Source organism: Steroidobacter cummioxidans, from assembly GCF_003104955.1.
This window is the reverse complement of sequence record NZ_LSRW01000021.1, coordinates 173,539-199,253: the sequence shown is the minus strand read 5'-3', so window position 1 is coordinate 199,253 and position 25,715 is coordinate 173,539. Positions and strand designations below refer to the sequence as shown.

Annotated in this window: 23 protein-coding genes, 1 tRNA gene, 1 other RNA gene and 1 pseudogene; 9 read left to right on the top strand and 17 right to left on the bottom strand. The window is 62.1% G+C overall.

Annotated elements, in window-relative coordinates:
- Window positions 1-204 (top strand): annotated as a pseudogene (locus D0550_RS13600) (ribosome small subunit-dependent GTPase A); the annotation flags it as partial.
- A 20-nt stretch (window positions 205-224) separates the two neighbouring features.
- Here D0550_RS13600 and D0550_RS13595 read toward each other — a convergent pair.
- The 6 genes from D0550_RS13595 to D0550_RS13570 all read right to left on the bottom strand — a co-directional run bounded on the left by D0550_RS13595 (window position 225) and on the right by D0550_RS13570 (window position 8,726).
- Window positions 225-1,148, bottom strand: a complete 924-nt coding sequence (locus D0550_RS13595; RefSeq protein WP_116809722.1) for an alpha/beta fold hydrolase — start codon at window positions 1,146-1,148, stop codon at window positions 225-227.
- Window positions 1,149-1,256: 108 nt separating this feature from the next.
- On the bottom strand, window positions 1,257-2,369 hold the full coding sequence (locus D0550_RS13590) for a YkvI family membrane protein (protein WP_116809721.1): 1,113 nt from the start codon (window positions 2,367-2,369) through the stop codon (window positions 1,257-1,259).
- The gene (locus D0550_RS13585) at window positions 2,369-3,406 is read right to left on the bottom strand and encodes an N-acetyltransferase DgcN family protein (protein ID WP_116809720.1); all 1,038 of its coding nucleotides are present in this window, start codon (window positions 3,404-3,406) and stop codon (window positions 2,369-2,371) included. Before D0550_RS13585 ends, D0550_RS13590 begins: the two co-directional genes overlap by 1 nt.
- Before the next feature lie 18 nt (window positions 3,407-3,424).
- Window positions 3,425-5,671: a TonB-dependent receptor gene (locus tag D0550_RS13580; RefSeq protein WP_116809719.1), complete on the bottom strand. Its 2,247-nt coding sequence runs from the start codon at window positions 5,669-5,671 to the stop codon at window positions 3,425-3,427.
- 45 nt (window positions 5,672-5,716) lie between these two features.
- The gene (locus tag D0550_RS13575) at window positions 5,717-6,721 is read right to left on the bottom strand and encodes a dipeptide epimerase (protein ID WP_206606263.1); all 1,005 of its coding nucleotides are present in this window, start codon (window positions 6,719-6,721) and stop codon (window positions 5,717-5,719) included.
- Window positions 6,722-6,728: 7 nt separating this feature from the next.
- Window positions 6,729-8,726, bottom strand: a complete 1,998-nt coding sequence (locus D0550_RS13570; RefSeq protein ID WP_116809718.1) for a serine hydrolase domain-containing protein — start codon at window positions 8,724-8,726, stop codon at window positions 6,729-6,731.
- Window positions 8,727-8,873: 147 nt separating this feature from the next.
- Between D0550_RS13570 and D0550_RS13565 the strand changes: the two genes are divergently transcribed.
- Window positions 8,874-9,635, top strand: coding sequence for a helix-turn-helix domain-containing protein (locus D0550_RS13565; protein WP_116809717.1), 762 nt, complete (start codon window positions 8,874-8,876; stop codon window positions 9,633-9,635).
- 2 nt (window positions 9,636-9,637) lie between these two features.
- Here the strand turns inward: D0550_RS13565 and D0550_RS13560 are convergent, their stop codons facing one another.
- The 9 genes from D0550_RS13560 to D0550_RS13520 form a co-directional block, all read right to left on the bottom strand.
- Window positions 9,638-10,318 carry a hypothetical protein gene (locus D0550_RS13560; protein WP_153067155.1) on the bottom strand — a complete coding sequence of 227 codons (681 nt, stop codon included), beginning with the start codon at window positions 10,316-10,318 and terminating at the stop codon, window positions 9,638-9,640.
- 70 nt (window positions 10,319-10,388) lie between these two features.
- On the bottom strand, window positions 10,389-10,988 hold the full coding sequence (recR, locus tag D0550_RS13555; protein ID WP_174842494.1) for a recombination mediator RecR: 600 nt from the start codon (window positions 10,986-10,988) through the stop codon (window positions 10,389-10,391).
- Between the two features lie 54 nt (window positions 10,989-11,042).
- Complete coding sequence (locus D0550_RS13550) at window positions 11,043-11,369, bottom strand: YbaB/EbfC family nucleoid-associated protein (protein WP_116809715.1); 327 nt, start codon at window positions 11,367-11,369, stop codon at window positions 11,043-11,045.
- Between the two features lie 15 nt (window positions 11,370-11,384).
- Complete coding sequence (gene dnaX / locus D0550_RS13545) at window positions 11,385-13,049, bottom strand: DNA polymerase III subunit gamma/tau (RefSeq protein ID WP_116809714.1); 1,665 nt, start codon at window positions 13,047-13,049, stop codon at window positions 11,385-11,387.
- 23 nt (window positions 13,050-13,072) lie between these two features.
- An RNA gene (gene ffs / locus D0550_RS13540) (signal recognition particle sRNA small type) lies at window positions 13,073-13,169 on the bottom strand.
- Between the two features lie 95 nt (window positions 13,170-13,264).
- Window positions 13,265-13,717 (bottom strand): preQ(1) synthase, encoded by a 453-nt coding sequence (queF, locus tag D0550_RS36370; protein ID WP_116809743.1) that lies wholly within the window; start codon window positions 13,715-13,717, stop codon window positions 13,265-13,267.
- Between the two features lie 88 nt (window positions 13,718-13,805).
- Window positions 13,806-15,164 carry a PhoH family protein gene (locus tag D0550_RS13530; RefSeq protein ID WP_349770717.1) on the bottom strand — a complete coding sequence of 453 codons (1,359 nt, stop codon included), beginning with the start codon at window positions 15,162-15,164 and terminating at the stop codon, window positions 13,806-13,808.
- Between the two features lie 155 nt (window positions 15,165-15,319).
- Window positions 15,320-15,892, bottom strand: a complete 573-nt coding sequence (locus D0550_RS13525) for a peroxiredoxin (RefSeq protein ID WP_116809712.1) — start codon at window positions 15,890-15,892, stop codon at window positions 15,320-15,322.
- Window positions 15,893-16,014: 122 nt separating this feature from the next.
- The gene (locus D0550_RS13520) at window positions 16,015-16,542 is read right to left on the bottom strand and encodes a glycine cleavage system transcriptional repressor (RefSeq protein WP_116809711.1); all 528 of its coding nucleotides are present in this window, start codon (window positions 16,540-16,542) and stop codon (window positions 16,015-16,017) included.
- A 164-nt stretch (window positions 16,543-16,706) separates the two neighbouring features.
- Here D0550_RS13520 and dapA point away from each other — a divergent pair, with 164 nt between their 5' ends.
- The 7 genes from dapA (at window position 16,707) to D0550_RS13485 (ending at window position 23,487) form a co-directional block, all read left to right on the top strand.
- The gene (gene dapA, locus D0550_RS13515; protein ID WP_116809742.1) at window positions 16,707-17,585 is read left to right on the top strand and encodes a 4-hydroxy-tetrahydrodipicolinate synthase; all 879 of its coding nucleotides are present in this window, start codon (window positions 16,707-16,709) and stop codon (window positions 17,583-17,585) included.
- A 52-nt stretch (window positions 17,586-17,637) separates the two neighbouring features.
- Window positions 17,638-17,729 (top strand) — tRNA-Ser (locus D0550_RS13510).
- Window positions 17,730-18,440: 711 nt separating this feature from the next.
- Window positions 18,441-19,478: a serine hydrolase gene (locus tag D0550_RS13505; protein ID WP_116809710.1), complete on the top strand. Its 1,038-nt coding sequence runs from the start codon at window positions 18,441-18,443 to the stop codon at window positions 19,476-19,478.
- 251 nt (window positions 19,479-19,729) lie between these two features.
- Complete coding sequence (locus D0550_RS13500; protein WP_116809709.1) at window positions 19,730-20,356, top strand: ANTAR domain-containing response regulator; 627 nt, start codon at window positions 19,730-19,732, stop codon at window positions 20,354-20,356.
- Window positions 20,357-20,612: 256 nt separating this feature from the next.
- The gene (locus tag D0550_RS13495; protein ID WP_153067154.1) at window positions 20,613-20,918 is read left to right on the top strand and encodes a hypothetical protein; all 306 of its coding nucleotides are present in this window, start codon (window positions 20,613-20,615) and stop codon (window positions 20,916-20,918) included.
- 8 nt (window positions 20,919-20,926) lie between these two features.
- Window positions 20,927-21,427, top strand: coding sequence for a hypothetical protein (locus D0550_RS13490; protein WP_153067153.1), 501 nt, complete (start codon window positions 20,927-20,929; stop codon window positions 21,425-21,427).
- 44 nt (window positions 21,428-21,471) lie between these two features.
- On the top strand, window positions 21,472-23,487 hold the full coding sequence (locus tag D0550_RS13485; protein ID WP_116809706.1) for a hybrid sensor histidine kinase/response regulator: 2,016 nt from the start codon (window positions 21,472-21,474) through the stop codon (window positions 23,485-23,487).
- Between the two features lie 69 nt (window positions 23,488-23,556).
- On the opposite strand, the gene D0550_RS13480 is transcribed toward D0550_RS13485, so the two are convergent.
- The gene (locus D0550_RS13480) at window positions 23,557-25,002 is read right to left on the bottom strand and encodes an amino acid permease (RefSeq protein ID WP_241520796.1); all 1,446 of its coding nucleotides are present in this window, start codon (window positions 25,000-25,002) and stop codon (window positions 23,557-23,559) included.
- Between the two features lie 56 nt (window positions 25,003-25,058).
- On the bottom strand, window positions 25,059-25,712 hold the full coding sequence (locus D0550_RS13475) for a GntR family transcriptional regulator (protein WP_116809704.1): 654 nt from the start codon (window positions 25,710-25,712) through the stop codon (window positions 25,059-25,061).
- Between the last annotated feature and the right edge of the window lie 3 nt (window positions 25,713-25,715).

The window sequence follows — 25,715 nt, the reverse complement described above, 5'->3', positions numbered from 1 at the left end:
GCAGCGTCAGATGTGTATAAGAGACAGATCCTGAAACTCGCGCCCGAGTGCAAGTTCAACAACTGCCTGCACCTTCGCGAACCTGGCTGCGCAGTGCTCGCCGCCGTGGCCGAGAACACTCTCTCGGCGCGTCGTTATGAAAGTTATAAACGCCTGCTCAACATCATGCGTGGGCTCGCGCCGGAATACGAACGCCGGCGCTAACCCGCTTCTGTCTCGGACGCTTACTGCCACGCGCTCGCTTTGGTGTCCCCGTTGAGGAACGGCAGTGCCGTGGTCACCAGCTCCGGCGCCAGGAAGATGTCGTAGTGCGTGTGATTGGGAAGAATCGCCAGACGATTCTGCGACAGGTTCTCCCGCATCCAGCCGGCATCCTTCAAACCACCGCCGAGCAGCTGATAGAACTTGATGACGTGCTCGGGGCGATACATGTCCGAGTCGCCGAACACCAGCATCACCGGCATCTTCAGCTTCGCGACATCGGCGGAATAGTCATAGTCCTTGCGCATGAAATCCCCGATCTCGGCGAGCAAGCGCGGGAAGTCATCCGGCTTCGGCGCGACCGCGACGTAACCCTTGTACATGGGCGTGTCCTTCATGAACTGGAAGGCGTCGGCGTTCATCTGCACCTGTTGCGCTTTGATCTCCGGATAGAAGCCGTCCGATGAATATCCCGCGGACACCAGCACCAAACGACGCACCCTTTCCGGATGCTGCACGGCCAGCTTGAAGCCGACGCCACCGCCGAAGGAGTAACCGAACACGTCGATCTGCTGGTACCCGAGCTTTTGCAGCAGCCCGTTCATGTCATCGCCCATGGCGTCGAGATTGAACTTGCGAGTGCCCAGCTCGGTGCGGCCATGACCCTGTAGATCAACCAGCACGACCTGTCGCTGCTTGGTGAGGGTCGGCAACAGCGGCGCGAACATGTCGCTGGAACCCAGTCCGCCGTGCAGGAGCAACACCGGCTCGCCCTTGCCGCGAATCTCGTAGTAATAGTTGATGCCATTGACGGCGATGCGGCCCGATTTGTCGGGCGCGGAGATCGCCTGCTGCGGGCTCGCAGGAGCCGGGCTGTCGGCCAGCGGGGCCGCGGCCGGGGCGATCAGTGCCGTGGCAGCGAGGGTCTTGGTCAGTAAGCGCTTCATTGCTCTTGCTCCAGGGATGTTGTGTGCGTTCTGACCCAAGGACGAGCGTCCCCGGGCGCACCCGACATCACTGAAGCAAGAATCTCGTGGCCGACTCAGGCGCCGCGATCACTGCGGGGAAAGTGCAACCTGTTCGCGTCGCTGCCACAGGCGCCAGACGCCATACGTCAGCAGCGGCAACACGTAGACCGCGATCAACAGATACGCGAGGCCGCGGTAGCCACGCGCGATCAGCGTGACGAGACCGAAGCGCTCGGCGAGCAGCATCGCGATCACGAGCAACACGCCGGCCGCGATGAATCGCGCCCTGGCCGACAAATCCCGCCCGAGCTTCGCGCGCCACACCTGCTCGATGCGCTGATTCACCGCATGCACGCTGCCCGTGCCGCTTTCGAGCAGCGCCGCGAAAATCATCAGCTGGAACGCGCCATGAAACACGGGTGCATCCAATCGCTGCAACAGGAAGTCCGACGGCAACGCCTGCTCGGCGATCTCCGGGTAGTAAGCGACCATGCAGACGAAAAACAGGAACGCCGGAATCATCGCAAGCGGCCCGGACAAGGCCCCGGCGATGATGGCGTCGCGATTGCTGGTCAGATGCCGCAGCACGGGCAAGATCACGACCGCACCGACGATGTTGTAACCGGCGTAAGTCACCCCCGCGAGCAGCCAACCATCCGTCGGCACGTCCAACGCGAAGTTGGCTGAGATTCGATCGCCGAATTTGCCCAGCGACAGCACGACGAACAACGCGTAGACGCCGTACAGGAAGAACGAAACCCACTTGAATAGTTGCTCGACCGAGGTGTTGCCAAACGCCACGAACAACGCGATGCCCAGCATCAAACAAAGCGTGCCCGCCAGCGGCGGCCAGCCGAACAACGCCGCCCCAATGGCGCCCGAGGCTGCGCCGAACACGGCCAGGATCAGGACGATGAATAAACAGTAGGCGACCTCGAAGACCATCCAGCCCCGGCCGAGCAGATGCCGGAAGAAGGTGCGATAGTCGGCGCTCTGCGTGGCTCGCGCGAACAGGAACGTCGCGATACACACGACGCTCCAGATCACGGCGGCGAACACCATCGCGAACAACCCGCCGCGCGGCCCGCTCGGCAGGAAGAACTCGACCAGCTCGCGGCCCGTCGCATAGCCGCCGCCGATGACGACCGCCTTGAAGGCGAAGCCAGGCAACAGATAGCGTTGAAACCAGGACGCTTGCATCAGGCGCGCAAACAGTGATCGAGCAGCCGTTCGAACTCGTCGCCGCCGCGCATCGGATCGGCGACCGGCACGCCCAGTCGCTTGCTCTCGGCGGCCATCAACTCGCGCGCCTCGCGCTCTGACAACTTCGAGGTATTGAGACTCACGCCGCCGCAGCGAATCGCGGGATTGGTGCGCCGACCGAGCCGCAGATTCAGATCGATGGTCTCTTCCAGACTGGGCAAGGGATAGTCGGGCATGCCCATCACATGGGTGCGGCCCGCCTCATGGCACACGATGATGACATCGGGCTGACTGCCATGTAACAAGCCGAGCGATACGGCGGCATAGGAAGGATGGAACAACGAGCCCTGCCCTTCGATCACATCCCAGTGATCCGGCGCTGCATCCGGTGAGAGCACCTCCGCGGCGCCCGCCTCGAAATCCGACACCACGGCATCCATCGGCATGCCGCTACCGGCGATCATGATTCCGGTCTGCCCCGTGGCACGAAAGTCAGCACTCACGCCGCGTCGCTTGAATTCTCTTGCGATCGCAAGCGCGGTGTATTTCTTGCCCAGGGCGCAATCCGTTCCGACCGCCAGTAGTCGCTTGCCACTGCGTTTGCGACCACTGGCGGTCGGAATCCCGGGCGGTGGCGTGCGGACGTCGATCAGACGACGCCCATGACGCTCGGCGGCTGCAACCAACGCCGGCGCGTCGACGAGTCGAGTGTGCATTCCCCCAATCAAATCCAGACCAGCCTCCAGCGCTTCGATCAGCGACGGCATCCAGCTGTCGAGAATGCGCCCGCCCATGTTGGCCACGCCGATGACCATCGAACGTGCGCCTTTGGCGCGGGCCTGCGCCGGGGTGAGCTTGGGCAGACCCAGCGTGACCGCGTCGGGCGAGCACGCCAGCTCGCCGACGCACTGCTCAGGCGCCCAGTCCCTGAGACCAAAGGCGGTTTTCGCGAAGCCCGCCTCGGTGGTATCGCCAAGAAACAGCAGATACGGTTGCGGCAGATCCAGGGAGGTCGAGAGGTTTGCTGTGGTCACGTTCGATCAACTTATCACTTAGAACTGGAAATCTATACTGAGGCCCACGGTTCGCGGCTGCAGCACGGCCAGATCCAGACGCACCGGCTGATTCAATCCGTCCGGGGTCACACCGCCGCCCGTGAACGCGCGCTCGTCGGTCAGATTCTTCACGAATAGCCGCAGCGTCAGCTTATCGAATTGCACGTCGGCGTTGAGGTCCAGCACGTCATAGGCGGGCAGCGCGTACGCAAGATTCTCTTCCGTCTTGACCACTTCGGAATAGCGCTCATCGACATAGCGCCAGCCGCCGCCAATGTTGGCCTCGTGGCCGCCGAACGCGGTGAACGAATAATTCGCGGTGATCGCGCCGCTCCACTTCGGCACGCCCGGCAGCTGCACGCCGAGCGCGTTCGGCAGATCCGGCGGGCTCGACTTCAAGGTTGCGTCCGTATACGACAGGTTGAATCCGAGCTGCAGACCCGGGGTGACCGAGAACAACGATTCGAGCTCGATGCCCTGGCTCTCCGCGTCGCCGGCATTGTCCAGGCCGCTCACGCCGCCGAAGGAACGGCTCTGCTGGATGTCCTGCCAATCGATGTAGAACACCGAAGCATTCAGCAGCGCGCGACCGTCCATGAAGATGCTCTTGAAGCCCAGCTCATAGTTGGTCAGCTCGTCGGCCTCCACCGCCGGCGGCATGCCAGGCACGATGGTGTTCGGACCGCCGGGGCGATAACCCGTTGCGACACGCGCATAGAGCATGGTGTTGTCGGTCAGATGCCAGCGCGGACTGACGGCATATGTGAACACGTCTTCATCGGACTCACCCGGCTGGTTCGCAGTCGCCACGATGGCGCCGCTGCTGATCTGCCGGAACTTCTGATCGTTCGCGGCCCAGCGCAGACCGGTGATGACGTCGAAGCGGTCGTTGATCTTGAAAGTCACATCGCCGAATACGGCGAGCTCCTTGTACTGCGAAGGCAGCTGCGCGAACGCAAAGTACGGCAGGAATCCCTGGATCGGCACGCCATTGATATCGGTCGCATCGACCACCTGCCGGTTCTTGCTGTCTTCCTCGGTATAGAACGCGCCGGCGCGCCACTGGATCGCCCCGTCGCCGCTGGATGCGATCCGGAATTCCTGCGTCCACTTCTCATGATCGAGCTGGATGTTGAACTTGCTCAAGCCTTCATCGAAGGGCGCACCGGGCAACTCAAACACCAGGCTCAGCAGAGGAAACAATGAGCCGTACGTGACGCTTCCGTCCTGCGTTTGCACCGTGTGCGTCTTGGAGTAGCTGGTTGCGGACACGAAGTCGCCCCAGCCCAGGTCCCAGTTGAGGGTCGCCGAGTAGTAATCCACTTCCTTGCTGAACGGCTGTGAGTTCGGCATCGAAGTCGTGAGATCGGGAAGGTCGCGACGGGCGCGTATCGGATCGGTACCGGCCAGCGACAGAGTCACCGTCGAATTCTCATCCGAATCCAGTCGCTGCCACAGACCGTTCACCTTGAGCGTGGCCGTATCGCTGATCTGCCACAGCAGCGAAGCGCGTCCGCCGCTCTGCTCCAGCCCGTTGACGTCTCGTTTGCCCGTGTAGGCGTTGGTGATGTAGCCCGGCGTATCTTGCTGGAAGTAGCTGGCGCGCAGCGCGACCGAGCTGCCCAATGGAACATTCACTCCCGCACGCGCGCCCCAACCCGGATCGTCGGCGCCGCTCACATTGGAGCCTTCCAGACCCGCACGGAATTCCAATGCGTCGGTGCTGGGTTCCTTCAAAACGTACTTGAGCAAGCCGCCCATCGAGCCGGCGCCATACAGCGTGCCTTGCGGGCCACGCAGCACTTCGACGCGTCCGATATCGTACGGCATCAGATCGAGCGCGAAGCTCGTGGCCCGAGCATAGTTGTTGCTTGCACCGAGCGGTGTTTCGTCCACATAGGTGCCAACGACCGAACCCGGTCCCACCGCGGCGACACCGCGCAGCGTAATGCTCGTCTGGCCGGGACTGCCGCCGCCCGTGATATTGATGCCGGGCATGTATGCCGCGTAATCCTGCAGCTGCGTGGCGTGCACGCGGGTCAGCTGCTCCTCAGCGAACGCGCTCACCGAGACCGGCACGTCCTGCACGCTCTCGTTGCGTTTCTGTGCGGTCACGATGATTTCATCGATGACGCCGCTCTGGCCTTCCGCCGCCCGTACGTTGGTCGCACTCATCAACAGCGCCAGTGCGCTGGTCGAAACGCCGATCGTCATCCCACGCGACAGATCAAAGACATCGCTCATGGTCGCTCCCCGTATTGTTGTTGATGACCGCGCCGTTGCGGATTCCTAGCCGTTGCCCCACACACTGCTTGCGCAATGCACGCTGCCATCCTGGTACGTGATGCTGGGGTGGCGGTCCTCTGCCAGAAAAATCGGTCCGTCGAGATCCACGTAATCGCACAGCTGCGCGACCACGAACGCCGGCGCCATGGCCAGGCTGGTGCCCACCATGTTGCCGACCATGACTTGCATGCCGAGGCGTCGCGCCTCATGCGCCATCGCGAGGGCTTCGGTCAGCCCGCCGCATTTATCGAGCTTGATGTTTACGACCTGGAAGCGACCCCGCAGGCCGCGCACGTCGGCCAGGCCCTGCACGCTTTCATCCGCTGCGAGCGGAATGGGACTCTTGAAGCCTTCCAGGTCAGCCTCGCGACCGCGGGGCAGCGGCTGCTCGACGAGCTGCACGCCGGACTCGACGAAGGCCGGCATGATGGCTTTGAGCTTTTCGATGGAATAACCCTGGTTGGCATCGACACCGATCCAGGCATCGGGACGCAGCCGGCGCACCGCACGCACTCGTTCCTTGTCCATCTGCAAATCGCCATCGAGCTTCAGTTTGAGCGCCTTGGCACGCGGCAGCGCTTCTGCCGCACTCACCACAGCAGGCGGACCATCGGCGCTCAACGTGAACGTCGTAACACACGGCCCGACGGCATCCAGACCGGCAAGCCGCCACACCGGCGCGCCAACATGCTTGGCTTCGAGGTCCCACAGCGCGCAATCCAACGCATTGCGAGCACCGCCCGGAGGCAGCAGCTCCAACAACTGCTCACGCGTGATGCCGCTTTCGATGATGGCCCGATGTTTCTCCAGCGCCTCGACGATGCTCTCGGGCGTATCCTTCAAGTAATAAACACCCGCCGCTTCGCCGCGACCTCGCCCCTGCTCGCTTTCCAACGTGACCACCGCAACGGGGACTTCGGTGAACGTGTAGCCCGAGATCCGGAATGGATTGCGCAAACGCAACCGCTCGATCTCGACCTGCATCTGCATGGGAACCGCCGTGCTCATCGTCGCCTCAGTAGTTCACATCGAACGCGATGAGATGGAAGGTCAGCGCGATGTACAGCAGCAGCAACAGCGACAACGCGAGCACGACTGCCCAGACCTTCGCGTACCACTTGCGCTGGCTGCGCACGACGATCCAGGCGTTCCAGCCACCGAAGACCGCGCCGCCGATGAACACGACCAGCGACAGCAACTGCATCAGCCACAGCCACGCATCGGAGCTTTCCGAGAGCAGGCTGAAATCACCCATCATCTTGCCGATCGCGATCGCCCAGCCAATGCAGATCGCGAGCGCTGCAAGTGCTGCGATTCGCACCCAGCGATGCGCCTTGGCATCATCACCGGTCAAACCGTAAGCAACACCGTAGTGCCGACGCACGAGCGCGGAGACCGGCCACGCAAGAGCGGTCAGCAGCAATGAGACCAGCCCAACGATGGCCATCGGCAACAACCAGCCTGGCGAGCGTGAGGCCGGCGTGCGCTCGAACATCATGAACGGCGATACACCGTCGAAGCTGAACCGCACGACCTGCCCATCCTTTACCTGCGCGGACAGCAGGTACTTGCCCTCGACGTCGCGGTAGACGAACGGCTCGATCTCGCGCCATTTGATCGGCACGCCGGCCAGGTTCTGGGCCATCGAGACGCTGATGGTGTGGTCCGGATTCGGGATGACTTTGATCGGGCCTGCGAGGCCCAGCAGGCTGAAGAAGCTCGAGTCCATGCGACGCGAGCTCTCATAAACGCCAGCCATCATGCCGGCGTGTTCAGCGGCAGTTTTCTCATCGACCTTGCCATCCAGGGTCTGGCCCGGCAGATAACGATCGGCGAACTGATCGAACAAGGTGCTGCGGATCTGGTGAGCGGCCGGCCCCTTGCCGCCGCTGTTCAAGGAAACGTACATGCCGACGCCGTCGTCGATGAACAGATGCAGATCGCTGTGGAACCAGTTGGTGTCGCCGCCATGGCCGAGTGCGCGATGACCGTTGTAGTTCTGCTCATAAAAACCCAGCAGCATGCGATGCACGCGCGGCAGGATGGTCAGCGCCGTCGAATGCATCTGTTTCGCGGTGTCCTCTTGAAGGATGCGCGTCGTGCCGAAGGCGCCGTTTTGCAGATGAGCGATCATGAACTTCGCCATGTCCGCACCGGATGCGGCGAGACTGCCCGCCGGCGACACGCCGACGATTTCGTAGGGCTTGGCTTCACCCGAGGACGCCAGCGCATAGCCGCTCGACATGAGCGGTTTCAGCGCCTCGGGCAGCGGCTGACGAAACGTCGAGTGCTGCATGCCCAGCGGCGCGAAGATGTTTTGATCGATGTAGTCGTCGAAGTGCACGCCCGAGACGCGCTGCACGATGTAGCCGGCGAGCGCGGTGGCGTAGTTGGAATAAGCCGGCGTCGTGCCCGGCGCGAAGATGCGCTCCGGCACCCAATTCTTCAGCCGCTCATCGAAGGACAGCACCGAGGCGCCGCCCTCCTCGCCCATCAGGCCCTTCACCTGCTCTTCGAAGCCCGCCGTGTGGGTCATGATGTTCCGTAGCGTCACGGGCTGCCCGTCGCGCGGCGGAATCTTGAAATCCAGATAGTTGTTGACGTCGGCGTCCAGATCGAGCTTGCCCTGCTCGACCTGTTGCATCACCGCCGTCCAGGTGAACAGCTTGGAGATCGACCCGGGACGAAACAACGTGAGCTCGGGATCGACCGGCTTGCGCGATTTGACGTCGGCGTAGCCGTAACCTTTCTGCACCAGGACCTGGCCGTCCTTCACGACCACCACGACGGCGCCGGCGATATCACCGGTCTGCAACGCGTACGGCAGATAACCGTCGAGCCAGGCTTCGACGTTCTCGCGCGTCAGTGGAGCCGCTCCTGGCGGTTCTGCCTGCGGCACGGTTGTTTCGGTCGCAGGGCCCGGTGGCGGCAGCTGCGCCCCTTCCTGTGCCCATCCTAGACTCACCCAGGAAAACAGGGCGGCCAACCACATCACTGCTACGCGTGTACGCATCGCATCCTCACCTGGCTCAGGGGCCGCTTCTTGGGCGGCGGTATTTTCTCCTATTGGCAATAATAGTCCTGATTAGAGAATCGTCAACCCAATCGTGCAAAACAGTGCCGGCGCGAGCCCGAGCCGGCTTCCGGTAGAATTGGCTCGATGAAACCCTCCAAACCCGCCGAAAAGTCCGCCGTACAGCAGCGCACCGAGCGTTCCGCCGACAAGCCGACCCTCGGCCGCGTGCTGCGCGCCCTGCGCTCCCGCAACGATTGGACACTCAAGGAGATGAGCGATCGCACCGGCATTCCGTTGTCGACGCTCGCGAAGGTGGAGCACGACCGGCTCACCCTCACCTACGACAAGCTGTTGCAGCTCAGTGAGCGCTTGAAGATCCGGATGTCGGATTTGTTTGCTGAGCCGAGCGAAGCGTCGGCCCAGCCCGTCACCGCCCGACGCAGCATCGGCAAAATGGAGCGCGCCATCCGCGTCAACACGCCGAACTACGATTATTTCTATTTATGCGCGGAGCTGCGGCGTAAACGGATGATTCCGATCCTGACGCGCATCCGCGCCAAGAGCGTCGAGGAGTTCGGCGAGCTGGTGCATCACTCGGGCGAGGAATATATCTACGTGCTCGAAGGCAAGGTCGAGATCCACACCGAGTTCTACGATCCCATCGTGCTGTCGGCGGGTGAATCCATCTATATCGATTCGAACATGGGTCACGCCTACGTCGCCGCCGAAGGTTGTGACGAGGCGACGGTGCTGGGCATCTGCTCCAGCGCCGAGGAAGAGGATTTGATGGAGTCGCTGATGGAGTTGCACGGCGACGATCAGGTTCGCCTGTCCCCGCCCGAAGAATCGCCGCATGCAGCGCCTGCCGCCAAACCCAAAGCACGCGCCAAAAAGACGGCGGCTTAGCTCTACTTTGAGCCCACTCGGGCGGCGTCCCCGGTAGCCACCGATTCGACTTTTTTCGTATTGCTGACGGGCGGTGCCGGAGGCCACTTGCCCTCCTGCATCATTCTGTACGTCCCCAGAATCTGCGTCTTGTAGAACACGGGAGCGGCCATCGCCACCACCAGTGGATCTTCGATGGACGTGTTGGGGCGAACGCGGTCGGCGATGAAACGATCGATAACCGCTCTGCCGTCGGCACTCAGCGCATCCAATGTCGCGCGATAGCGCGCCGCGGCGACCGCTTCGATACGACGGCTCGATTGCTTCAGCTCCGTGGCGATTTCGACGGCGCTCATCGGCTCGGCACGAGCAGCAACTTCCTGCCATTCGCGCAGTTGCCGATCTGCGTCCTGCTTTTGGAACGCACCATGAGCGCTCGCGTATCGTTGCAGCTGATCGAAGTCTGCCTTTATCAACTGTGACCGGAACTGTGGCGCGTAGTCAGAGAAACTCTCGAAAAAAGCCGCCATGCGCACGTGGTACGGAATCAGTTCCGGCGTTGCTCGCCCATTGATGCTGGTGTAGCTCGATTGCAGCAGCGCATCAACTTCCGCCGGGTTCGTTGGCTCCTGGGCGCGCGCGGTGACCGACGAGAGGGCCATCGCCATCGCTGCTGCGAGAATCAACTCAGCGGGTGCTGGCACGTTGCTTCCCTCCTCCTGGTTGCAGACCGGGCAGGACGAGGATCGATAGTTCCCTATCGAACGGGCGGACTCAAGTCAGCGTTCGTCGCCCGGCGAGTGCGTGAGCGAGCGTGCCGCCATCGACGTATTCGAGCTCGCCGCCGATGGGCACGCCGTGGGCGATGCGGCTCGATTTCACTTTGTGACGAGCGGCGATTTCGGCGATCACATGCGCAGTGGCATCGCCCTCGACGGTCGTGTTGGTCGCAAGAATGGCCTCGGTGACCGAGCCTTCGGCGAGCAGTGTTTCCAATTGGGCGAAGCCCAGCTCGTCAGGACCGATGCCGTCGAGCGGTGACAGATGGCCCATCAGCACGAAATACGTGCCTCGATAACTGCCCGATTGCTCGATCGCTGCGACATCGGCCGGCGACTCCACCACGCACAGCGTGCCGCGATCCCGTGAGGCATTGGCGCAGATCGGACACAGATCCGCATCGGCAAACATTCGGCAGCGCTGGCAGCGCCCTACGCCGACGACCGCCTTCTGCAAGGCGTCGGCCAGCAGGCCGGCGGCGTTGCGATCTTTTTCCAGCAAATGAAACGCCATGCGCTGCGCCGACTTCGGCCCGACGCCGGGCAGGCAACGCAGCGCCTCGATCAGGCGGATGAGAGAAGGTGGGTAGATCATTCGAAATCAAAGGCGCCGGCCAAACGCTGCGGCCGGCGCGCGGCAACAGTTCCGTTAGAACGGCATCTTGAACCCGGGCGGCAGATTCAGGCCACCCATCAGGCTCGACATTCTTTCCTGCGTGGTGCGATCGACTTTCTGCACGGCATCGTTGATGGCAGCGGCGATCAGGTCTTCCAGCATGTCCTTGTCGTCGCTGCTCACGATCGAAGCATCGAGCGTGACCCGGCGCACTTCATGCTTGCCAGTCATCACCACCTTGGCCATGCCGCCGCCCGCCTCGCCCGTGACTTCGAGCTGGGCGATCTCGGCTTGCGCGCGCTGCATGTTCGCTTGCAGCTGCTGCGCCTGTTTCATCATGTTGCCGATATTGCCTTTCATAACTGAACCACTCCGTCATTGATTGTCGGTCGGCCGGATCGACTCGGGCGTCACCGTCGCGCCGAACATTTCTTTCATGGCGCGAATATTGGGATCGTTCTCGATGGAAGAGCGGGCGTTCTGCAGACGATCGTCCGCCGCAGCCTTGAGCTGACGAGCCGGCGTATTCATCGTCGCACTGCCGCCGCCTGCGGTGAATTCCAGCACCACCGGCTCACCGAAGTAAGTGCTCAACGCCTGGCGGAGCTTGTCCTCCATCATGGCCGTGCGGTAATGCGCGCCCTCGGGATCGAGCGACAGGCGCACCTTGCTCCCTTCCTTGCCAAGGAGCGCACAGTTCACCGCGAGCTGACGCGTAATGCCGCCCAGATTCATCTGCGCGACGATCGCATTCCAATCGCTGTCGCCAGTGGCTGCAGCGGCCCGAGCCGGAGGCGCCGATGGCGCCGCATTCGTCGCAGGCGCGACGTTGGCAGCCGGCGCCGCTGAGGGCGCAGGAGCCATCGCAGCTGCACGCACCGCAGCCGGCACACCGCCACCGGCAGCCGATCGAGCCGGCGCAGGCGTCGGCGCACTGCCCGCAGACGCAGTCACGTCCTGGACGCTGAACGCCAACATGCGTAACAACACCATCTCGAAGCCGCCACGCACATCGGGCGCAAGCTCCAGGTCGCGACGACCGACGATGGCGATTTGATAAAACAGCTGCGCATCTTCGGGCGTGATCGCGGCCGCAAGATTCTTATAAGCCTCGACGTCATCCGCTTCGTCGATCTGCAAATCGGGAACGGCCTGCATCAGCGCGAGCTTCTGCAACAGCCCGGCGAGCTCAGCGAGCACTTCGCGATAGTCCGGCGCGTGCTCGTCCAATTCATTGACGCGATCGAGCACCTTGCGCGCATCGCGAGCGATCAACGCTTCGACGATGCCGAACACCTGCGCACGATCCAACGTGCCGAGCATGGTGCGGGTGTCATCGGCGGTCAGCTTGCCACCGCCGAAGGCGATGACTTGATCGAGCAGACTGAGCGCATCGCGCATGCTGCCTTCAGCGGCGCGTGCGACCATGCGCAGCGCGTCCGTTTCGAATTCGATGTTCTCCTGCTCGCAAATGAACTTGAGCCGATTGAGAATCATCGCCGGCGGAAAGCGCTTCAGGTTGAACTGCAAGCAGCGCGACAGCACCGTCACCGGCAGCTTCTGCGGATCGGTGGTCGCGAGCAGGAACTTCACGTGCGGCGGCGGCTCTTCGAGCGTCTTCAGCAACGCATTGAATGAATGCGTCGAGAGCATGTGCACTTCGTCGATCAGGTAGACCTTGTAGCGGCCGCGAGCGGGTGCGTACTGCACGTTGTCGAGCAGCTCGCGCGTGTCATCGACTTTGGTGCGCGAGGCAGCGTCGACTTCGATCAGGTCGACGAAGCGGCCTTCATCGATCTCACGACACGCGCTGCAAACGCCGCAGGGGGTCGGCGTCATGCCGGTTTCGCAATTCAGCGACTTGGCGAGAATGCGCGCGATGGTGGTTTTGCCTACACCGCGCGTGCCGGTGAACAGGAACGCGTGGTGCACTCGGCCGGTCTGCAGCGCGTTCACGAGCGCGCGCATGACGTGATCCTGGCCAGCCAGCTCAGTAAAACTGCGCGGCCGCCATTTGCGGGCGAGAGCTAGATAGGACATGCGGGAACCTTGATGGAGACGGCCCGCGCCGGCGCTTCTCCGGCGCCCGATATCACCGTTACCGTTGCTCCCTTCCGGGCCTGGCGGGGTTCGCGGCTGATCGTCGCGGAGAAACCGACGCGAGCCGCCATAGAAGCCCACGAGAATCGGCAGTTGAAGGCGGCGGAATATAGCAGAAGTATGTACGTACGTACGTACCTGAGCCGCTGAAAGTTTCAGCCTCTGCCCCGATACCCCGGAACGCCCTGATCCGGCAGCCAGAGCCCCTTGGGGGGCTCGCTCGTCTGCCAGAACACGTCTATGGGGATGCCGCCGCGCGGATACCAGTACCCGCCGATGCGCAGCCAGCGCGGTTTCAGCACGTCCACCAGGCGTGCGCCGATGGCGACAGTGCAATCCTCGTGAAAGGCACCATGGTTGCGGAACGAGCCCAGGTACAGCTTGAGCGACTTGCTCTCCACCAGCCACTGCTTGGGCACATAGTCGATCACGATGTGCGCGAAATCGGGCTGACCCGTCACCGGGCACAACGAGGTGAACTCCGGCGCCGTGAAGCGCGCCAGATACTGCTTGTCCGGATGCGGATTCGGCACGCGCTCGAGCTTCGCGTCCTCCGGCGACGTCGGCCAGACAACATTGGACCCGAGCTGCGAGACGTGCTGAGCAATATCAGCGCCGCGCTTCCCTTTTGATGCCTTCGCCAAATCCACTCCTCTCGCTCGAACTCGCCGGCCCGAAGGGCCCGGCAGGAGCTCATCAAAGAATCTCGGACGCGTAATCCGCCAGGCGCGAACGCTCACCGCGGATCAGCGTGATGTGGCCGGCGTGCGACCAATCGCGGAACCGGTTCACGACATAGGTGAGGCCCGAGGTGGTCTCCGTCAAGTACGGCGTATCGATCTGCGCAATGTTGCCGAGGCAGACCACTTTCGTACCCGGGCCGGAGCGCGTCACCAGCGCCTTCATCTGCTTCGCGGTCAGATTCTGCGCCTCGTCCAGAATCAAGAACCGATTGAGGAACGTGCGGCCGCGCATGAAATTCAGCGAGCGGATCTTGATGCGATTGCGCAGCAGATCGTTGGTCGCGGCGCGGCCCCAATTGCCGCCCTCCTGGCTCTGCGTCAGCACTTCGAGGTTGTCCATCAGCGCGCCCATCCACGGCTCCATCTTTTCCTCTTCCGTGCCGGGCAGGAAGCCGATGTCTTCGCCGAGCGGAATGGTCACGCGCGTCATGATGATCTCGCTGTAGCGATTGCTTTCCAGCGTCTGCGCCAGACCGGCCGCGAGCGTGAGCAGCGTCTTGCCGGTACCGGCCGGGCCGAGAATGGTCACGAAGTCGATCTCGGGATCGAGCAGCAGGTTCAACGCGAAATTCTGTTCACGATTGCGCGCGTTGATGCCCCAGATGCTGTGCCGCTCGTTGCGAAAGTCACGAATCAGCTCGAGCACCGCCTCATTGCCGTCGATCTTGCGCACGATGGCTTCGAGCGCGTTCGCATCCTGCTGATACAGGAACTGATTGACGTGCCAGTCGCGCACCATCGGCCCATGCACGCGATAGTAGGTGCGCGTCTGCTCCTGCCAGGAGTGCATGTTCTTGCCATGCTTCTCCCAGAAGTTGGCCGGCAGCTCCTGCAGGCCGGTGTACAGCAGGTCCGCATCTTCGATGGTCTTGTCGTTGTAATAGTCCTCGGCATACACGCCGATGATCGACGCCTTGATGCGCAGGTTGATGTCCTTGGACACCAGCGTGACGCGTGCTTCGGGAAATTCCTTTTGCAGCGCCAGCGCCTGACCGAGGATGGCGTTGTCGGCGCCGTGCCCGGGCAGGTTGTCGGGCAAACCGGCGCTGAGAATCTTGGTCTGGAAGAACAACCGGCCGGCGACTGCCTTCTTGTGGCCGTTGATGTATTTGCCGGTCGGCAGCTCGAGGCCCGCGTCGATCCCCGTCTTGTCCACCCCGACCATGAGCTCATCGAGAAAGCGGCTCACCTGCCGCACGTTGCGTGCCGCTTCCGACAAGCCCTTCTTACCGGCGTCGAGCTCTTCCAGCACGATCATCGGGATATAGATGTCGTGCTCGTCGAAGCGAAAAATCGCGGTCGGGTCGTGCATCAGGACGTTGGTGTCCAGCACGAAGATGCGTCGCTGACCGCGCTTGCCCGGACGACTGCGCTTGTCGCCAGCCTTGGATTCGCTCGTTTCGGCTCTGACCATATGAGGTGTCGTCACTCCTATGAAAGGGATGAGAGCAGAGTAAGGCGGCGCTGTTACAGTGCTTTGGCAGCGGCCAGCACCGCGTCGGCGTGACCCGGCACTTTCACCTTGCGCCATTCCTGACGCAGCACCCCGGCGGCGTCGATCAGGAACGTACTGCGCTCCACGCCCATGAACTTGCGGCCGTACATGCTTTTTTCCTTGATCACGTCGAACAGCTGGCACAGCGCCTGGCTCTCATCGGAGAGCAGCTCGAACGGGAACTGGTACTTGGCCTTGAACTTCTCGTGCGACGCGATGCTGTCGGTGGAGACACCGAGGATCATCGTGTTCGCCTTTTTGAAGGCCGGCGCAAGATCGCGGAACGCTTCGCCTTCGGCCGTGCACCCGGTGGTGTTGTCCCGAGGGTAGAAGTAAACGACCAGATTCTTGCCGGCCGCTTCGCTGGACTTCCACGAGCCGCCGCCAGTGATCGCACTGGAGAACGCGGGGACTTTCTTGCCTACCGCGAGCTTGCCCGAGCCGCCGCTGCTTTTGACCGGCGCGCTCTTGGCTACCGGTGCTGGCCTGGCGGGCGTTTTCTTGACGGTTTTTTTCGCGGCGGGAGACGCTTTTTTTGCCGGCATCAGGTCTCTCTTACCAACTTTAGTGTTGATCCTCGGCCAATACGGCTCGATCGAGTTGGTCTCGCGATCATCGGGATCATTTCGCTCAGGGTAGTCGACACGCTCGGTTGCAGGTTTATCGCCTAAGACTTCACGGGTTCGAGAATGGCGTCGAGGTTGAGCTGGTCGCACAAATCCATGAATTCCTCGCGCAATGCCGCGATGTGAATCTTGCCCGGGATATGGACGATCATCTGTACGGAAAACATTGGCGCTCCGGTGTGAGCGGCGGCGTAGCTGCGCGTGTTCAGCTCGGCGATGTCGATGCCGCGCGCGCTGAAGAAACCGGCCAGGTTGTGCACGATGCCCGGCTGGTCCAGGCACACCACGTCGACCGAATACGTGACCACATCCTTGCGCGGCGGACGCTGATCGGTGCGCCGCAGGCTGACGGTGATGCCGGAGGAATCGCTGAGCTTCTTCAGCTCCGTTTCCAGCTTGGCGAGCGTGTGCCAATTGCCGGAGACCAGCAACAGCATGGCGAACTCGCTGCCGAACGAGCTCATGCGGCTGTCGATGATGTTGCCGGCACAGTCGAGGACCACGCGCGTCAGATCGTAGACCAGACCGGTGCGATCGCTGCCGAGAGCGGAAATGACGATGAACTGCATCGAAAGCCTGACGGAAGGGGTGGGCCGTCAGTTTACACGCAACCTTGCGCCAGTCAGAACGCGAATTCCGCCGCTGGCGTCCGCCCGCTACCCGGCCCCGGCCTCACGTGCGTAACTGCCGTTAGGTTTGGTAGGATCTCGCCCCTCCCCCTTTGAGGATGACCATGTTTAGCGGCAGCATCGTGGCGCTCGTAACGCCGATGCAGGCGGATGGCACTGTGGACAACAGCGCCCTGGACCGTCTGGTCGACTTCCACGTCTCCAATGGCACCAACGCCATCGTCGCCGTCGGTACCACCGGCGAATCGCCGACGCTGAGCGTCGACGAGCACATCGGCGTGGTCAAACGCGTGGTCGAGCGCTCTGCCAAGCGCATCCCCGTGATGGCCGGCACCGGCGCCAACTCGACCCGCGAGGCCATCGAGCTGACCCGCCTGGCGAAGGACGCCGGCGTGGATGCCTGCCTCTCGGTCGTGCCCTACTACAACAAGCCGACCCAGGAAGGCCTGTACCAGCACTTCAAGGCCATCGCCCAGGCGGTGGACGTGCCGATCTTCTTGTACAACGTGCCCGGTCGCACCGTCGTCGACATGAAGCCGGAGACGGTGGCGCGGCTGACCGAATTTCCGAACATCGTCGGGCTGAAAGAGGCCTGCTCGCTGGAGCGCAATCGCGAGTTGCTGAACCGCGTCGGCGGCCGGCTGGCGCTGTTCTCCGGCGACGACGACCTGGCCTGCGAGGCAGTGCTGGCAGGCTTCAATGGGGTCATCTCGGTGACCGCCAACATCGCGCCGCGACAGGTGCGGGCAGTGATCGACGCCGCCCTGGCCGGCAAGCGCGATGAAGCGCGCAAGCTCGACATGAAGCTGCAGCCGCTACACAAGGCGATGTTCCTGGAAAGCAACCCCATCCCGGTGAAATGGGCCGCCGCCCGCCTCGGCCTGATCACGGACACCGTGCGCCTGCCGCTGGTGCCGCTGTCCCGCCAACACCAGGGCCCGATCCTGGAAGCCATGCAGTCGGCGGGAATTGCGTTCGCCTGAACAAGCGTTACTTGGGAACCGGCGCGACGTAGTGTAATCTTCGCGCCCTGACGGAGAGATGGCCGAGCGGTCGAAGGCGCTGGACTGGAATTCCAGTAACATCCTCACAGGTGTTCCAGGGTTCGAATCCCTGTCTCTCCGCCAATTCAACAGCTTGCGCTCGGTCCCCCGAGCGCGGCAATTCGACCTTCCCCTCCGCTGTTTCCATTTTGTTTCCACTCCGGGCATGAGTTTGGCCATCTGATCGCTCGTCCCTCGCCTGGTCTTCGGTATGGCGTGGGCATGGATCTTCAGCGTGATGTAGACGTTGGCGTGTCCCAGATCCCTGGAAACATCCGCGCTGTTGAGCAGATTGCTCGCCCACCGATGGACACGCGGGGTTGCTTTCGCTCTTAGGGCACACCTCGCGCCATCGCTTCTACTCAGCAATCAGCGGCGCCGGCAACTCGATCGTGCGCCGACCTGCCTTCGATCTCGGTTGAGAACGCCCCTCGCCTTTGCGTTCAGATGTTCTCTTCGATGACGCCATCTTCTCCAACCTCCGATGTGCAGCAGATGTACTCACGTGCACAACTTGGACGCCGATGACCGCGCGTGACGAGGCGTGTTACTGGCGAGTTTCGCAAGAAACAGTTGGTTCACCCGGGGGCACGCGCAAGCGATCGGGAGTCTTTGCCAGCACAACGGCAATCTGCAATGTTCAATGTCATCGTTCGTTGTCGTGTCCGGCGGTTTGACGCCTAGTCTTATATACGTTCGAGGCGCGCTTGTTGGAAACCGTCAGCACCGCTGCTTGCGAACATCGCCAGTGTCGGCGACCATCAACCCATTGTGCGTGGAAATTGGGTAGACGGAATGCGATCGACCTGGGCGGTTACGCTAGCGCTGCTGCTGCAATTCCTTCATGTCGACGCGACCGCGCAGTCGGCAAACTCAAATCTCTCCCGACTCCTCGAAGCCGAGCTGTCGCGACTTCCCACCCGATCTGGCATCTACGTCAAGCATCTGAGCACGGGCGAAACGGCCAGCGTTCGCGGCACCGATGAGTTCGAAAGCGCCAGCACCATCAAGCTCGCCACCATGGTGCTCGCCTACCGCCTGGCCGATGAGCGCAAGCTCGATCTGAATCAGCGCTACGTCATCAAACAGGCTGATTATCGCGGCGGCTCCGGCATCTTCAGGCACCACGATCCCGGCATGAATCCCACGCTCCGGGACCTCATTACTCAAATGGTCATCACCAGCGACAACACCGCTACCGACATCATGATCGCCAAGGTCGGCGGCAAGGAAGCCGTCAACCGATTTCTGCGCGATGCGGGTTATCAGGTCTTGCGCCAGAACAACACCACGCTCGAGTTCTTCCGGATGCGTTACGAAGCACTGGATCCCAAGTACAAAGCGCTGAAGCCCGAAGACATATTCGCACTCAACACCGACCTGCCATTGTTCGTCGAGCCGCGACGCGCGTTGCTCCAAGAAGTCACGCAGCGCTCTGCCGAGAAAGACGCCGCTCAGCGCATGCGCGCCGTGTGGAACGACAAAGCGAACTGGTTCGGCTGGGCCACGCCTCAGGAGATGGGCCGGCTGCTCGAAAGCATCGAGCTCGGTACCGCGGCGTCCGAACAAAGCTGCGAAGAAATGAAACGCATCCTGCTCGCGCAGCAGTCCGGCGTCATCAAACTCCCCCACTACCTGACGGTTCCCATCGCCCACAAAACCGGTGAGACCGGCACCGTGACCAACGATGTCGGCATGATCTACGCCCGGTCGGGCACCATCATCATTTCGTTCTACAACGTCGAACTGTCCGGCCCTCGCGCCGAAACAGAAGACGGCATGGGCCGCGTCGCGCGCACCGTGGTTGATTATTTCGATGGTGTGCAGCGCTGAGGCCGATACCAATTAGCTCGCGTCGTATCGAGGATCTGATCTTTGCAAGTTATGCCAAATCTTTGAGGATGCGGCAAACCGCACTCGATTTCGGGTCCAGAGCGGCGCTCTGGATGCTTGCGGATGCGTCGTGGACATGTAACGCTGGATAGCGCGTTATACGCAAGGTGGCAGGCGGCCACGCACACACACCTAACCGCTGATCCTTGACCCTCAGCCGCCGACGGGAACGCCACAAGGCGGAAAGCGGCATGAGCGAACTAGAGAACCGTCGGAAATTGCTGGTCGTTGACGACGATCGTGACCTGGCCCATCTGCTGTGCCAATCGCTGCGCGATCATGGTCATGAGGTAGTCGCGGCAGAGAACGCCGACGAAGCACTGGCGGCCGTGGTTGCGACCCTGCCTGACCTCGCGATCCTCGACATCAGGATGCAGGGCAAGTCCGGCTTGCAGTTGGCTCGGTTGCTACGGGAGCAGTTCCAAGTGCCGTTTGTATTCCTGACGGCAGTGGAGGATGACCACACGGTCCGAGAAGCAACCGCGACCGGCGCGCTCGCGTACTTGGTCAAGCGTCACGATGTGTCCGAATACTTTCCCACCATCGACGCCGCGCTCGCACGCGCAGCCGAGTTCACCCGACTGCGGCGGAGCGAGTCACAGCTATCTAGCGCGCTGCAACACAACCGGCACATCAGTCTGGCAACTGGGGTGCTGATGGAACGGCTGCGGTTGGATCGCGAATCCGCTTTTACTTTGCTTCGCGACGAAGCGCGCGCACGCCGACAGCGATTGCACGAGTTCGCAGAGGAGTTGCTGCGGGCCATAGAAACTATCAATGCACTGAAGCCGGGGAGCAACTCTCGTCACCCGCGTTGACCTGTGAAGCAGATCATTGCCTGGCAGTCCGTGCAGTGCCACCATATGCTGACCTGACGAACCCTATCCTCGTTCGTCCGGTCGGCCGCAAACAGCGCGGCCATCACCGCCTCACACCCGCGGCAATATCATTCGGGGCCCAGCATCTCGCCCTGTAGTACGGCTTCGTGCAATTTCGCGAAGCGCATGTGAGCGAGATTGAATCTTGGAAACCTCTCGTATCCGAAGGCTGCAGCACCCCAGGCGCGCGCACGCCTTGCTTGAATCGCTGTCGTACCGGGACGAACTGGCACCGCCACACGCCATCCGGATTAGCGATTCGACGAATCTGCCCGAGCCACTGCGCGCCCTGATCCTCAACCACCAGGAGCCAGAAACCGCCTGGCTAGCGCTGGCCGATGCGCCGCGAATCTGGTTCCTCACGGCGTCGCCATCGGTTGCACAGTCGCGCGAGCGTCAGAAGCCGGTGCTCAACGTTCGACTCTACAACGAGCGTGGTCTGTTCCTCGAGGCATCGCACTGGGTCTTCACCCAGGCTGCGGGTTGGCAGAGATGCGATTGAGCAAGCCTATGCATATGCACCCACAGCTGTACACAGTGCTCAGCCGGCGAGACGAACACGAGGAGGTGTTCGATGTACTGCCCGATATGCGCCTGACGGCGATCACCAAGACGGTCTTCGATCTGCGTCAGCAGTTGCGGCTATGGTCGATTGGCCTCGACGAACAGCGCGTGCGTGAGCGGATCGGCCTGTTGCGCGAGACGCTCCATCGGCTGCTCTGCGAAACGCGACTCGCCGGTTTCGAGGCCCATGGCAGCGCGGTGCTACTCGTCCTTGAGCAGTTGCCTCCGCTGCAACGCTTGGGATTTCTGCCCGGCGGCATGCTGCAAGCTCTCTATGAATGGTCGCGCCTGTTTCTCGCGTCATTGGCTGATCGCACGGATGCTCGACATGCCGCGATGTTGATCCGGCATCTGGGCGATCGTCGCTGGGATCGACCGGCAAGCCTGGCGGAGCGTCGGAACTTGCTGGCCAGCATGGTTCTCGAAGCGTTTGCCGATGAGCTTTAGCCAGCCCGCTTGAACCCGGTAGTCCAGCACCCTATTGAGGCCGCATGACGATTTCACCCCGAACCACGACACCGTGGCAGCGGCACGTACTCGATGCACTGGGCCCTGATCTGTTTGTCGGCCTCCTCTCGCCTACCGGCATCCTGCTCGAAGCCAATGAGCCGGTACTGTCAGCCACCGGTCTGGATTCGTGCACGGCGCTGGGCCGGCGCTTCGACGAACTGGAATGCTGGTCTTACTGCGTCGAAGTGCAACAGCAACTACGCGAGGCCTTGCAGCTTGCAGCTGCCGGCATCGCGAGCAGATACGACGTGCAACTGCGCGCCGCAGACGGCCAGTTGCTTTGGATCGATTTCTCGCTGCGGCCGGTCCGCGACGAGACTGGCGCTGTCGTTCACCTGGTACCCTCAGCAGTCCTCATCGACGAGCGCAAACGCGCGGAACAGGCGCTCCAAGAAAGCGAGTTTCGCTTTCGCCAACTCGCGGCGAGCGTCGAGGAAGTGTTCTTCCTGACCGATGTGACGTGTAGCGAAATCCTCTACATGAGCCCGGCCTATGAAACGATCTGGGGCCGGAAGTGCGAGGACCTGTACCGCTCACCACTGCAATGGCTTGAAGCGATACACGAGGACGACCGTCCACGCATGGCCGCGCGAGTTGCCGCAACGGTGATAGACGCTTTTCACGAAGAGTATCGCGTTATCCGCCCGGATGGATCGATGCGCTGGGTTCATGTGCATGCGTTCCCCATTCGCGATGATGCGGATCGCGTGTATCGAGTGGCCGGTGTCGCTCGCGATATCACCACGCAGAAGCTCGCTGCCGAAGAACAGGCGCGATTCGAAGCCCGCCTGCATCAGACCCAAAAGCTGCGCGCGTTAGGCACGCTCTCCGGCGGCATCGCGCACGATTTCAACAATATATTGGCCGTCGTGCACGGCTATAGCGGACTGGCCTCCCGCGAGCTGGCAGCCGAACACCCCGTCCAGGATCGATTGGCAACGATCGATCGGGCCGCCCGTCGTGGCACCGATCTCGTGCAACAGATCATGACATTCAGCCGTCCGGAGGAGCGCAACCGGCGCATCGTCGGCCAGCTGCGCTCGGTGCTGGAGGATGCATTGAAGCTGATTCGTTCGGCACTGCCGCCATTGATCGAGCTACACACCGAGTTCGACATCCCCGCGCCCACCGTGGAAATGGACGTAGGCCAGATCAACCAGATAGTGATGAATCTATGTACCAATGCGTCCCATGCCATTGGCAACCATTTCGGGCAGATCAAGCTCGCGCTCGAAACAATGGAACTGACTCAGCAGCAAGCCAGCGCCCTTGCGCCCGAGCTATCGGCGGGACCACACGTGCGGCTGTCGGTCAGCGACACCGGCTGCGGCATGGATGAGAGCACGCTCGCCCGCATCTTCGAACCATTTTTCAGCACCAAGCAACCCGACAAGGGCACGGGACTCGGACTGTCCGTCGTGTACGGCATCGTGAAGGGCCATCGGGGAGCCATCACCGTATGCAGCCGCCCCGACGAGGGAACGACATTTCATATTTACCTTCCGGCCACGCAACGCATTCCAGCCAAGAGCCCGATAACATCTGCCGCAACCGATGCGCCGCGCGGCTCAGGCGAGCATGTTCTATATGTGGACCCCGATGAGTCCATGCTGATGTTGATGAAAGAATTGCTCGAGGCACGCGGCTACCGTGTGTCCGCGTTCAACGATCCAACCCGGGCCCTCGCGTCGTTCCGTGAGCGGCACTCCAGGTATGACTTGGCCGTCACCGACCTGGCAACCCCGACCATGACGGGCATCGATTTCGCAACCGAGCTGCGCCGCATTCGTCCCGGATTTCCAGTGGTGATCACTTCCGGATTCCTGCAACAGGAGCAGGAGCAGGCGGCCCGCTCGGCGGGGCTGGAGGAGCTTCTTCAGAAACCAAGCAGCGTCGATGAGCTGGCCAATTCACTTCATCGCCTGTGCATGCAGCGCCGTCAGCTGATACATACGCGCCTTTCGAAGTCAAAGCCGACCGCGAGCCGAGACGGGTAGGCGCAAATCGGCAGCGTAGTCGCCGGCGATCATGGAATTCCAGTAGCACCCTCACAGGTGTTTTGCCCGTCAGTTCTCTTCCGCGGCCAACCGTCTATTCTCGCCAGTGATCACACTGCGCGCGCGGCCATAGATCAGATAACAGGCCACGCCGATCACATTCCACATCACGAAGCGGACCAGCGTGTGATTGGGAAGACTGATGAGCAGATACACGCAGCCCAGGATCGCAAGTGAGCCGACGACATAGGGCTGCGGGCACCGGAACACGCGAGGCAGCTCCGGCGAACGCTTTCTCAGGATCATCATGCAAGCGGCCACCGCGATGAATGCGATCAATGTGCCCGCATTGGCGAGCTCGGCGATTTCGTCCAGCCGGAAGAAACCGGCCACCGTCGCCACGCAGACGCCAGTGATCGCAGTGATGAGGACTGGAGCACCCGTGCGCGGCGAGACCGCACTGAGCTTGCGCGGCAGCAGGCCATCGCGTGCCATCACGAAAAAGATACGACTTTGGCCATACATCATGACCAGGATCACCGAAGGCAACGCGATGAGCGCGGCCATACCCACCGCCCACGCGGCCATCGGGTGCTGCAATGTACGCAGCACGAACGCGAGCGGCTCATCGGAACCGGCCACCTGCCTGTGATCGACCGCGCCGACGGCAGAGACGGCGACCAGCATGTAGATGAGCGTGCACACGGCCATCGAGCCGATGATGCCGATCTTGAGATCGCGGCCGGGATTCTTCGCCTCTTCCGCTGAAGTCGCCACCGCATCGAAGCCGTAGAACGCGAAGAAGACAATCGCAGCCGCAGCCATTACACCGCGCGTGACGCCGCTCTCATCGACCGAGCTGCCCAGTCCATACGGTGCGAACGGAGTCATGTTGTCCGCGTTGAAGAACGGCAGCGCCAGCAGCACGAACGCAGCCAGCGCGGTGAGCTTGATGACGACGAGCACGATGTTGAGCGTGGCGCTCTCGCGCGTGCCCGCCATGAGCAGCCCCGCAACGGCCAATGCCACGATCACCGCCGGCAGATTGATCAGGCCGCCGGCGTGCGGCCCAGATAACAAGGCTGCGGGCAATTCAACGCCGGCCGACTGAATCCAGCCGACGAGATAACCGGACCATCCCACCGCCACGGTACTGCACGCGAGCGAATATTCGAGAATCAGGCTCCAGCCCACGATCCACGCGGCGGCTTCACCAATGACTGAATATGTATAGGTGTACGCGCTGCCGGCAGTGGGAATGAGCGTTGCCAACTCGGCGTACGCCAGCGCGGCACAAGCACAGACTGCGCCGGCTATCGCGAACGCGAGAATGACGGCGGGCCCTGCTCGGTCCGCGCCAACACCAGTGAGCGTGTAGATACCAGTGCCGACGATGGCACCGACGCCTAGCGCGATCAGGTGAGGCCAACTCAGTGTTTTGCGCAGCGTGTGGCCGCGCTCCAGGGCGTGGCCGGTCGCGATCGGCTTACGCGGGCCAAGGATGTTTCGTGACACTAGACTCTTCTCCTCCCCTGACTGCATCCCTCAAAAACCCGCTGCGCCGCCATCGTCTAACGTTCGGCGGCTAATTGTCTGCGCAGGTCGTCGAGGGTCTGACTGATGTGTTTTGCCGTGAGCTCGGCCACTTTGCGGCCGTCCCGGGCCAACCATGCTTCAAGCAAGCGACGGTGTTCCTCGTTGGCGCGCTCATCGCGCCCCAACGGCTCCAGATGTTTCTTGACGTAGCGCTGCGACAGTACGTGCAGGCGCTCGAGAAAATTCGCGGTCAGCGTGAGCCCGCACGGATGGATGATTGCCAAATGGAATGCGCGATTGAACGCGCCGACATCCACGCTGTGCTGGTCGGTTACCACGTCGAGCTTCGCGAGTGAATCGACAGCGACCTTGCGCTCTTGCTCATTAGCGCGCTCCGCCGCGAGCGCAACCGCCTCGGGCTCGAGCTTCAGACGCAGGGCATATACTTCCTCCGCTTCCGTTGCGGTCAACGCGCGTACGAAGAAGCCGCGGTTGGCCTGCGAACGCAGCAGCCCTTCCTGCTCCAACCGTGTGAGTGCCTCGCGCAAAGGAATCTTGCTGACACCCAGTTCGGCTGCGAGCGCGTCCTGGCGGATCGGCTGGTCCGCGGGGACCAGGCCGGAGAGGATGCGCTCACGGACCAGCTCAACGAGCTGATCGGACAGGTTGCGGATGACTATGCTGCTCATGCG